Source organism: Labilibaculum manganireducens (assembly GCF_002843385.1).
Lineage (GTDB): Bacteria > Bacteroidota > Bacteroidia > Bacteroidales > Marinifilaceae > Labilibaculum > Labilibaculum manganireducens.
Genome location: NZ_MVDE01000015.1, coordinates 110,973 through 122,786, shown reverse-complemented (window position 1 = coordinate 122,786; position 11,814 = coordinate 110,973). Strand labels below are relative to the sequence as shown.

The window sequence follows — 11,814 nt, the reverse complement described above, 5'->3', positions numbered from 1 at the left end:
AATTCTGATCCGGGTAAAATTCTTAAAGAGTTTAAAACCTATTCATCAAAATACCTTCAAAGCTTAATTGAAGAAAATCCACAAGAAAGCAGAAAAGAATGGATGCTTTGGATGATGGAGCGTGCAGGAAAAATGAATAGCAATGTAAAAAACCGCCAATTCTGGCAACAAAATAACAAACCCATCGAATTGTGGAGTAGTAAAGTAATCTCTCAAAAATTAGATTACATTCACAATAATCCTATGGAAGCAGGTTTTGTAAAAGAGGCACATCACTGGAAATACAGTAGTGCTATAAATTATGCTGGAGAAGTAGGACAGGTTCCAGTTGAAATATTGTAGCGTTTTAACTACTTCGTAGAACACGAGCTGCAAGCTCGCGCTAGCAGGGTCCTTATATTGATAAGTATTTGAATAGAGATAAAAGTACTACAGAAATTAATAAATTAAGAACTATTTTCAATGATGAGGGAATTGTTTATTAGAATGCTACAGATGAAATTTATTAAAGATCATTGGTGGCTTGGGGTTTTGTTGGGATTTTTTTTAGGCATGTGGGTTTTACCTCCAAATTTTCTCAATTTCAATAGAGTAGAAGGTACAATAGTAGATGTTTATAAAAGAGAGACATCAATTCATGTTGCAGGAAAAGGAAGTGCATCAAGTATGACCCTATTTATTGTTTTATCAGACTCTACAGAATATGGAACTGATGTGCCTAGTTATCAAAAAGAGATTATTAAAATGAAACCTATTGGAAAAAGAGTTAAGATTACTTACACTATAGTTCAGCAGTTTAAGAATATGCAAAAATTAGTTATTGACAATACTTTAATAATTAAAGACAATATATTATTACTTTCCTTATTCTTGTTTTGTGTTTTATGGGTTGTATTAGGTGGTGGTGCTGAGATAGTTCGCATGTGGAGAAATGCATAATCTTAGAAGTAAGGTTATAGTTCCCCCGCTGTGGCAAGAATCCCTGCTAGTGCGAGCTCAATGTCATTAAGTTAAGGCTTTTTCCCCCGCTAGTGCGAGCTTGCAGCTCGTATTCTGCGGAGCAGTAATACTTTAAATGTTCCAGCAATAGGAATAATATTAAGTTAATTGAATTTTGTTTACCTTAGGCTGACAATTAAATTTTTATAGGATTTGAGCCGAAAATATAAGTTTTACAACAAAGAAGGCCTGTACTTTGTTAGCTTTGCAACAGTATATTGGATTGATATTTTTGTTCGAGAACAATATTTTGCTGCTGTTGCCAAGAGTTTAGAGTATTGTTGCAAAAATAAAAGAATGGTTATTTATGCTTACTGCATTATGCCTAGTCATATACATTTGATATTTAATGCTCAAAATTCTGATCCGGGTAAAATTATAAAAGAGTTTAAAACCTATTCATCAAAATACCTTCAAAGCTTAATTGAAGAAAATCCACAAGAAAGTAGAAAAGAATGGATGCTTTGGATGATGGAGCGTGCAGGAAAAATGAATAGCAATGTAAAAAACCGCCAATTCTGGCAACAAAATAACAAACCCATCGAATTGTGGAGTAGTAAAGTAATCTCTCAAAAATTAGATTACATTCACAATAATCCTATGGAAGCAGGTTTTGTAAAAGAGGCACATCACTGGAAATACAGTAGTGCTATAAATTATGCTGGAGAAGTAGGACAGGTTCCAGTTGAAATATTGTAGCGTTTTAACTACTTCGTAGAACACGAGCTGCAAGCTCGCGCTAGCAGGGGTTCCAAGCCAAGCGCATCAAATGACAGGCAGCCTTAAGAAACATTGGAAAAAGAGACAATTTACCAAGAAACAAAATTCAGGAATACCTGAAAAAGGCGTAATGGAAAATCAGGAATAAAATTGAAGAAAGTATGAATTTTCAGAAATTAAGAGACTCTTGGATTACAATTTTAGGCTTATCTCTGAAACTGTAATGCCGGATCAGAAATAAGAATCTTTTGCCGTTAAGATAGCAGTAAAAAGATTTTTATAAATTTGTTCAACCGTAGATAGATTAAAGAACAATACTACTATCATAAATTAAGTAATAATCTGTCAAGCTATTTCAGGAGAAGACATTCCGCCACAAGTTTGAAGTGTTCCGCCGTAAGTCTGAAGTATTCCGCCCTAAGTTTGAAGCGTTCCGCCGTAAGTTTGAAGTGTTCCGGCGTAAGTCTAAGGCTTTCCGGCATAAGTCTGAAGTGTTCCGCCACAAGTCTAAGGCTTTCCGGCGCAAGTTTGCAATTGTGCGCCACCGGTAATCCCAAAACTGATGTTGAAAGCGGATAAACCGGGCATAACAAGGGAGAAAGTGGGAAGGAACAAGGATAAAGAAACAAGTATCAGGTACAAAGCAGCAAGGAACAAGGATAAAAGGAGTACTTACAAGCAAGGCTCTATCTTCTGAAAATCTGCAACTTGTGGCAATTAGCAAGACATAAATTCGGTATTTTGGCACAAGCCCTAAAAATAAGCCCTCACTTCCATACTGCCCACATGAATGGTTTTGCCACCCTCGCTGTTGCGGCCGTTGTACGAAACGCTCAATAGAAATAGTTTGCTTAGTTGTTGTTGTTGTTGTTGTTGTTGTTGTTGTTGTTGTTGTGGGATTGTATGTTATCCTTATTTATTTTGAAATATATTAAAATATTCAGCAAATATAAATTTACGATTTCGTTTATATCCAGTTAATTCTGAGAGTATCTCCAAATCGATTAGATCTTTAATTAATCTATTGGCCGTCGATGGTGAGATCTGTAATAGTTCAGAAACTTGTTTTGAATCGATTATTGGTATTTGAAAAAGTTGTTTTATTAGTTGTTGTCCTTTTTCAATTTTACTTCCAAGCTTTGGGAGTTTTTCTGTTTCAATTTTATTTTTAAGTGTAATAATATCTTTAAATACTTGAATTGATCCATTTGAAGTTTCGATGACACCAACTAAGAAAAATTTTATCCATTGTATTAAGTTACTGTTCGTTCGAACCGTCATTAGATTATCGTAATAGTAACCTTTATTCTTTTCAAAAAAGTCAGATAAGTATAAAGATGGTTTCTTTAATACATTGCTACTCACTAAATAAAGAGTAATGATAAGTCTTCCTAACCTGCCATTTCCATCTAAAAAAGGGTGAATTGTTTCAAATTGGTAATGTGCTATCGCGATTTTAATTAAATGTGGTATATGATTTTCTTCATCATTCAGAAATTTTTCAAAATCACTCATTAATTCAATTATCTCAGAATGATGAGGAGGAATGAATATGGCATCTTTAAGTGTTGCTCCAATCCAGTTTTGACTGGTTCTGAACTCACCGGGTATTTTGTGTTTTCCGCGAACACCGGATAATATTATTTTATGGGTGTTTTTTATTAATCGGTTAGAAATAGGAAGTTTTTCTAATTCTTTAATAGATGTATTTATTGCTTTTATATAATTCTGAACTTCAGACCAATCGTCTCTTTTTTCTGGATTAATGTCTTCCTCTTTAATTAAAGCTTCCTCCATGTTCGTTTTTGTTCCTTCAATCCGACTTGAGGTTGTTGCTTCTTTTAGTATATGCATACTAATAAAGAAGTCTACATCAGGAATAATTTGGGAAAAGGCGTTTAATTCACCAATTAGCCTATTTGCTTCTGCCAAAAGTTTATTTACTTCAGGAGTAGATATTATCCATTCATGGTTAATTTTTTCTGGAGAAAATGATTTGTATTCTATTTGTTTTATGTGTTTACCAGAAACGAAATTACTTAAATCCATATTCTTATTTTTTCGTATATATGCAAATATACAATTTTATATTTTCAAAAAATGCAGTAAATGAAAATGCAGGATTCTGTATTTTTACTTTTACACTGAATCTATACTTTTGAGTATAATTTAACCACTACTTTCAATCCTGATTGATAGGTAAAGAAATATCCTCTAAAAAGAAGCCCTCACTTCCATACTGCCCACATGAATTGTTTTGCCACCCTCGCTGTTGCGGCCGTTGTACGAAACGCTCAATTGAAATAGTTTGCTTAGTTGTTGGTTGTATCCCAGACTCCAGGTTGTGTTGTTGCCGGGTAAAAAACCTTCCAGCATTTCGTAGGCTATCGAGCTGTTCGATTCGGCATTAAAATCAACCATCAAAAAATTAACAGTTGCCATTAATTTACCTGTTTTTGCCAAAGAATACTGGCAGTCGGCACCTATGTTGTGCGTGGTCGATTTTTCGGTGGCTAAATCATTCTCCTTGCTGTTGTAGGTGTAGTTCAATCCGAACTGAAAGGCCAGTGTTGGCTGAAACTGAAGCTTTAATTCGTTCTTAATTTCCTGCAAAGAGTAATTTTTATTGGCGAACGATTCATTGTTAAGGTTCTTTTCGCCAAAATCGGTTCGGTTGCTCAACTGGTTCGAATCTCCAATTTTCCACTGAAAACGAAATCCGTTCTGCATAAATTTTCGGCGCTCAAAACCCTGGGTAAGCAATTGTTTTCCGTTACTGCTTAAATGAATAATGTCCCAATTGGTTTTCGATTTGGCTTTGCGGTACGATAAGGTATTCTGAAAACTCGAATTGATGGTGATGAGGTTTTCGTTGAAAGCATGCGCCAGAAAAGGATTCGCATACAAATTAAAATCATTTACCAAACTCTTTTTCGAAATGCGGTAGGCAAAGCGGTTGTTGAATCGTTTCAAAAAAGAGACGAACTTTTGTTTCGATTTAATTTGACTCAATCGCAAATTGAATGTCTGCCGGAATTCGCTGGTAAACACCTTTTGATAATTGTTGGTATTGGTGCTCACACGAATGTAATTGGCCTCATCTTTAAAACTGGCAATCTCAAATTCGTTAATCTCTTTCACATCATTTCCGTTGTAATCCGTCCAGCGGTAAATTCCCTGTCCTTCGTTTACCTCCACAAAAGAAAATTCTTTTTCGCTTTCCAAACCCGATCCCAGTTCGTAGTAGGTCGAAGTTTGCAGCAATCCTTTTTTAATTCGTGCCTGATGTTCCAGTTTTCCTAAAAAAGTGTTTTCGGGCTTCTCGTCGGTGTAGCTGTTGTCCAGAATCGATAGTTTTCGGTAAATCGTTTCTATTTTCAGCTGATTTTTCCGGTTCTTCTTCAGCCAGACTTGTGCCCCAAAATCCTGCGATTCGCTTTGTGCCTTCAGGTCATTTGCCTTGGGCAGAAAATCTTTTCTTTTCTGGTAGTAGGTCTGAAATTGATTCTCGGATGAATCACGGTTGGTAATATATACTTTATAGGAATGAAAAGAAGAGCTGTTTGCCAACAGATCATGTGTGGTTTTATCTTCCCACTGATTGTTTTCGCTTTCGGTTTGCATACCAATTTTTGCAAAGCCAAGTGAGTAAGATGTGTTGAGCTGGTGCCGGTAAAATTTTGTTTCAAGGCTTTCCTGATCGGTAGCCAAAGCATTTCCTGTAAAATCTATTGCCAGATTCTTTTTTGAAAACTGCAAACCCAAAGAATGTTTGTTTCCCTGATAATCGCTGTCCTTTTTCAAAACAGAGAATTCGTATCCGGCCTGTCCCCAGTTTTGATTCGAAAAAACGTTGCTTAGCGAATAAAAATTCTCATTCGAATCCGTAAAGTCATCCTGTAAATTCCAGTCCCGTTTAAATTCTGCCGATCGGAATGGCTCTATTTCCGAAAAGTTTTGGTTGATATGGTGAAAACTCAGTTTCGTTTTCAGAAGTGTAAGAGTATCCGTAAAGTTGGAATTTTTCTCCAGCGAAAAATCCACAGCAATGCCTTGATTGTTACCATCGTCAAGTGAAGAAAAGGTATTCAGATCACGATTGCTCAGCGCCAATTCAAATTTCGAATTCAGCTTTTCGGTCAGGTTCACATCGCCGCCAAAGGAATACATTTGTTGTTTTTGTGGAGCGACCAATTGTACTACCGGCTCAAATTCTCCTTGCGGAACTCCGTTTACCGGATCAATCCATTGGTAAACCCGACCATTGGCAGCACCATTTACTTGCTGGTAGTTTCCGTTATTTGCTCCTGTAAAAGAAAAGTTGGCCCGGTAAATGGCACTGTCGGCATTGGTGGAGTATTGATAAACGTCGTATTCAATGTTCTCAATGCTTCGCTTGATTTTTTTGTACAAAACAAAGTCGTTCGAATAGTCAACTTCTTCAACATTGGGAACCTTCGCTAATTCCAGATTGTCTCCAATAGTACTAAGCAGTAGTTTGTTTTCATCGCTTAACGACTGATCGATAGACTGACTTTTGCTGTCCTGTTCGTGATAGAAATTGAACCAGAATTTTCCTGTTCCTGTTTTCAGTTCGTTGCTGTTAAAAAGCAAATACCTCGAATAGTTTTCTTCCGAATATTCAAATTCAATAATGATTCGGGAGTTTCGGGTGATCGGTTGTTTTGTGGTAAATGAAAGTTCCGCAGTATTGTAATTAATCACGTAATCGTTTTGTTCTCCTCTGTTCAGAAGCTTTCCATCCACAAAAACTTTTTCGGTACCCGCCAAAACAATAATATAGCTTTCGTTGTTGGCGCCAATCATCCGGTAAGGTCCTTGAATTCCTTCCGAGCCCTGCACTTCCATTCTATTAAACTTTCCTTTGGCGATTGAGGCACTAATGGTCGATCGGAATTCGGTTTTACTCTTTTTTCCTTTTGCCAGCAGACCGGAGAATTTTCCTCCCTGCACTTTTTTATTAAAACGCATGAATTTCCCAGTTGGCGACTGCACCTCATAATCGCCCAAAGTGAGCTCTTTGGTGTCATCGTACAATTGAATGTAAATCCGATCAAAATCATTTATGGTTTGCGTGTTTCCGTCGGGTTGTATGGGGATGTTGTTGTCGGAGATGGCAGCTAAAATGCTTACATCATTGGTTAGTTTGCCTGATAGCTGCAGATTCAGGTTCGAGTTGACCACCACATCCTGATTGTTGCCGTAAGAGATACCGCGGGTATAATTGCCCTGTTTCTCCAATTGTCCGCCCGAGAAAGATTCTCTTCTTTTGTAGGAAGAATTTATTGCGAAAGTATTGTGTCGCCTATCACCAGAAAGATTTAATTGCGATAAATCCCGGTTGTATCTTGGCTTTGTTATGTTGTAATCGAATACGCGGTATTCAATTTTAACCGATTCGCTTTTTTGTTTCAGTTCCTGCGAAGGAATAAAACTTCCTTTGCCAACAATTATCTGATACCAATCTTTGTTTACCAGTTCATTTTGCTGATACACTTTTACGGTTCCCGGTAATATCATCATCGAATCCAATTGAATCGTATCCTGAGTAAGATGTACGATCTTGCTTCTTAAATTGCTTTGAGTTTGACCAAGCATTTTAAAACCAGATAAAATCAGCAATATAAAGAGGACTTGGAATCTCAAATGAGTATATATCTATTTTAGTAATGGGTTCCGATCTGTAAAAATGAAATCGCTTGGTGTTAAAACGAAATCCTACACCTAAAATTATTAGTTTTGCAGAGAATAAATATAAGGAAGCTATTCCGGTTAACAGTAACAAATTTCAATTATGGTTCTCTTTTACAACCTTTCGATACAATTCTATGTTTTGGCAGTGCGAATTGCAGCTTTTTTTAATCCAAAAGCAAAGCAATGGGTGGATGGCAGAAAGAATTTGTTTTCAAAAATTGAAGACGCAGTTAAGGGGCAAGAAAATTTGGTTTGGTTTCATTCTGCATCATTGGGCGAATTTGAGCAGGGCCGACCGGTCATCGAAAAGTTCAAAGAGGAGCATCCGGAATATAAAATAGTACTCACCTTTTTTTCTCCTTCGGGTTACGAAGTTCGTAAGAATTACGCTGGCGCGGATTTTATTTTCTACCTGCCGCCTGATTTTCCTTCCTACGCACGAAAGTTTGTCGATTTGGTAAATCCCAAAATGGCATTCTTCATTAAATATGAATTCTGGTATCATTACCTGAAGGAGCTGAAAAAAAGAAATATTCCAACCTATATATTCTCAACTATTTTCAGACCCAAGCAACTGTTTTTTAAGCCTTGGGGCGGATTTTACCGAAGAATGCTATCCGCTTTCACTCATTTTTTTGTGCAGAATCAGGAGTCGGAAGATTTATTGAAAGGTATTGGTTTTAAGAATGTTTCGATAGCAGGCGATACGCGATTCGATAGAGTGTATTCAATTGCCACCGGATCGAAGACATTACCCAAAGTGGAGGGTTTTAGTCAAGGGAGATTGGTTTTAATTGCAGGCAGCACCTGGCCAAAAGATGAAGAATTCCTGATTAATTATATCAATACCTCTAAAAACAACTACAAATACATTATTGCTGCTCACGAGGTTGACGAGAGCCATATAAAGAATATTGTTGATCAGATTAATAAACCTTGGGTTCGATACACGAATGCCTCAAAAGAGGAAATTGAAACGGCCGAAGTTTTGGTGATTGACTGCATTGGCGTTCTTTCTTCTTTGTACCGATATGGTGATGTTTCATATATCGGAGGTGGTTTTGGTCGTGGAATTCACAATACTTTAGAGGCCGCTACCTTTGGTTTGCCTATTATTTTTGGTCCCAATTACCATAAATTTCAAGAGGCAAAAGATCTGATAGAATTGGGAGCTTCATATTCTTATGAAAAATATGAAGAGTTGCAGATTCTTTTAGATAACTATTTTGAAAATGAAAAGGAGCGACGAATTTCCGGTGATAAATCAAAAAAATACGTCGACTCAAAAAGAGGAGCAAGTGCTCAAATTCTTTCCGTAATTTAATCCTAACTGAACCAAATTATTAGTTTGATTTTTAAAAACTCAATGTTTGTTGAGGGTGCCGCGTTTTGTAAACTTGTTTTTATTAAAAGTGCTTTTTTGGTGACGAAAATGCTTGTGAATACCAATTGCTTTTTTAAGTAAATTTTATCAGATATTTTCTTTTTTGAAAACTTTTCACTTTTTTATTAAAGTTACATGTCTGTAGATGAATCTATTAACATGCTTTTGTGGATAACTTTATTTTAAAGTTGTATAATAATATTGCTCGGTGTTATCAAGTTGTGTACCTTGCATACTACAAAATTTGCTCTGTTGAAAAGGGGCAAATTATTGATAATAAACAAAGAAACTTATATAATTAACCCCACTTTTTTACGATCTTAATGGAAGTACAAGAGAAGAAGCAACAAGCAACGGAAATGAACGAAACTTTCAATCCCGAAGAAGCGTTTCAGGCAACATTTCAATATTTCAACGGAGATGAACTGGCAGCACGTGTTTGGTTAAACAAGTACGCGTTGAAGGACTCTTATGGAAATATTTATGAAAAGACGCCGGATGATATGCATCGACGAATTGCATCAGAAATTGCAAGAGTTGAGAAAAACTACCCAAACCCACTAAGCGAAGAAGAAATTTTCGCGGTACTAAAAGATTTTAAATACATCGTACCTCAGGGAAGTCCTATGTCGGGAATTGGAAACCGATACCAGATTGCATCCTTGTCGAACTGCTTTGTAATTGGAAATGATGGAGATTCTGATTCTTATGGAGGAATTATGAAGATTGATCAGGAGCAAGTGCAGCTGATGAAACGAAGAGGTGGTGTAGGACACGATCTTTCTCATATTCGTCCTAAAGGTTCACCTGTTAAGAATTCTGCTTTGACTTCGACAGGAATTGTTCCTTTTATGGAGCGTTATTCCAATTCAACCCGTGAGGTTGCTCAAGATGGTCGACGCGGAGCGTTAATGTTGAGTGTTTCTGTTCGTCATCCCGATTCGGAAGATTTTATTGATGCGAAAATGGAGCAGGGTAAAGTTACCGGAGCCAATGTTTCTGTAAAAATGCACGATGAGTTTATGCAGGCCGTTGTTGATGGAACCGAATTCACACAGCAATACCCAATTAACTCAAAGAATCCTACCTACAGCAAAAGTATTGATGCTGGTAAGCTTTGGAACAAAATTGTTCACAACGCCTGGAAATCAGCAGAACCGGGAATTTTATTCTGGGATACTATCGAAAGAGAATCGGTTCCTGACTGTTATGCAGATTTAGGATACAAAACGGTTTCTACGAATCCTTGTGGCGAAATTCCATTGTGTCCGTATGATAGCTGTCGTTTGCTGGCTATCAATTTGTACAGTTACGTTGAAAATCCATTTACAGAGAAGGCTGAATTTAATTTCGGACTGTTCCGTAAGCATGTGGCCATGGCTCAAAGAATGATGGATGACATCATTGATTTGGAGTTGGAGAAAATTGATACAATTATTGAGAAGATCGAAGAGGATCCTGAAGGCAGTGAGATTAAGAGAGTAGAGCGTAATCTTTGGAAAAATATACGCGAGAAAGCAGAAGAAGGAAGAAGAACCGGAGTGGGAATTACTGCTGAAGGAGATATGCTTGCCGGTTTAAATCTGCGTTACGGAACAGATGAAGCAATTGATTTTTCTGTTGAAGTTCACAAAACAATTGCTGTAGAAGCTTATCGTTCTTCGGTACATATGGCTAAAGACCGGGGAGCATTCAAAATCTACGACAAAGAGCGTGAAAGCAAAAACCCATTTATTTTGCGCTTAAAGGAAGCAGATGAAAGCCTTTATAAAGAAATGGCTAAATACGGCCGGCGTAACATTGCCTGTTTAACGATTGCACCAACAGGAACAACCAGTTTAATGACTCAGACCACTTCAGGTATCGAGCCTGTGTTTATGCCTGTTTACAAACGAAGAAGAAAAGTAAACCCTAATGATAAAAATGTTCGTGTCGATTTTGTTGATGAGATTGGCGATAGCTGGGAAGAATTTGTGGTGTTTCATCACAAATTTGTAAGCTGGATGGAAGCCAATGGGATCAATGCCGCGCAGCATTTTACAAATGAAGAGATTGAAGATTTGGTGAAACAGTCTCCTTACTACAAAGCAACTTCTAATGATGTGGACTGGCTGCAGAAAGTCCGCATGCAGGGGAAAGTTCAAAAGTGGGTTGATCATTCGATTAGTGTAACCGTTAATCTTCCAAATGATGTGCCTGAATCTCTTGTAGGAGAATTGTATATCGAAGCTTGGAAAAGTGGATGTAAAGGTTGTACGGTTTACCGTGATGGTTCCCGTTCGGGTGTTCTGCTTTCCAATGATGCCAAAAAAGAGGAAGACACAGGAATGCCGGAAAAACGTCCTGAAGTATTGGAAGCTGAAGTTGTTCGTTTCCAAAATAACAAGGAAAAGTGGATTGCTTTTATTGGATTGTACAACGGACAACCATATGAAGTATTTACTGGTATTGTTGACGATGAGGAAGGTATTTTATTGCCTAAATCAGTAAGTAAGGGAGTAATTATCAAAAGAAAAGAAGAGGACGGAAGTTCTCGTTATGACTTTCAATTTTGCAATAAACGTGGTTTTAAAACAACATTCGAAGGATTATCTTACAAATTTGATAAGGAGTTTTGGAACTATGCCAAATTAATATCAGGCGTACTTCGCCATGGAATGCCAATTGAAGGTGTAGTAAATTTAGTTGCAGGTTTGCAATTGGATAGTGAGAACATCAACACATGGAAAAACGGTGTTGAGCGTGCTCTTAAAAAATACATTCCAAATGGAACAAAAGTTAAAGGAGGAATATGCGCCAGTTGTGGGTCAGAGCACATCATCTATCAGGAAGGATGTCTGATTTGTCAATCGTGCGGTACTTCAAAATGCGGATAACCAATCTATTATAACAACTACTAAACCGGGGAAACTTCAACTGAAGTTTCCCTTTTTTTAATTGTAACATAGTATTGTAAATTACATAGTTACTGGTTAAAGCTACGTGGTCACTCATCT

The 11,814-nt window shown here is 37.1% G+C and carries 7 protein-coding genes; 5 read left to right on the top strand and 2 right to left on the bottom strand.

Annotated elements, in window-relative coordinates; genetic code table 11:
- The 3 genes from BZG01_RS21560 to BZG01_RS11470 all read left to right on the top strand — a co-directional run.
- The coding region (locus BZG01_RS21560) for a transposase (RefSeq protein ID WP_483868504.1) at nt 1-342 on the top strand (342 nt) is incomplete at its 5' end.
- Nucleotides 343-495: 153 nt separating this feature from the next.
- A complete protein-coding gene (locus BZG01_RS11475; RefSeq protein WP_143470889.1) occupies nt 496-939 on the top strand; it encodes a hypothetical protein in 444 nt (147 codons plus the stop codon).
- Nucleotides 940-1,152: 213 nt separating this feature from the next.
- Nucleotides 1,153-1,698: an REP-associated tyrosine transposase gene (locus BZG01_RS11470; protein ID WP_101309978.1), complete on the top strand. Its 546-nt coding sequence runs from the start codon at nt 1,153-1,155 to the stop codon at nt 1,696-1,698.
- A gap of 933 nt (nt 1,699-2,631) precedes the next feature.
- On the opposite strand, the gene BZG01_RS11465 is transcribed toward BZG01_RS11470, so the two are convergent.
- Both BZG01_RS11465 and BZG01_RS11460 read right to left on the bottom strand, forming a co-directional pair.
- Complete coding sequence (locus BZG01_RS11465; RefSeq protein WP_101309977.1) at nt 2,632-3,768, bottom strand: Fic family protein; 1,137 nt, start codon at nt 3,766-3,768, stop codon at nt 2,632-2,634.
- 165 nt (nt 3,769-3,933) lie between these two features.
- Nucleotides 3,934-7,338: a hypothetical protein gene (locus BZG01_RS11460; RefSeq protein WP_101309976.1), complete on the bottom strand. Its 3,405-nt coding sequence runs from the start codon at nt 7,336-7,338 to the stop codon at nt 3,934-3,936.
- Between the two features lie 241 nt (nt 7,339-7,579).
- Between BZG01_RS11460 and BZG01_RS11455 the strand changes: the two genes are divergently transcribed.
- Together BZG01_RS11455 and BZG01_RS11450 are read left to right on the top strand one after the other, a co-directional pair.
- Nucleotides 7,580-8,758 carry a 3-deoxy-D-manno-octulosonic acid transferase gene (locus BZG01_RS11455; protein ID WP_245870350.1) on the top strand — a complete coding sequence of 393 codons (1,179 nt, stop codon included), beginning with the start codon at nt 7,580-7,582 and terminating at the stop codon, nt 8,756-8,758.
- 419 nt (nt 8,759-9,177) lie between these two features.
- On the top strand, nt 9,178-11,694 hold the full coding sequence (locus BZG01_RS11450; protein WP_245870348.1) for an adenosylcobalamin-dependent ribonucleoside-diphosphate reductase: 2,517 nt from the start codon (nt 9,178-9,180) through the stop codon (nt 11,692-11,694).
- The last annotated feature ends 120 nt before the right edge of the window (nt 11,695-11,814 follow it).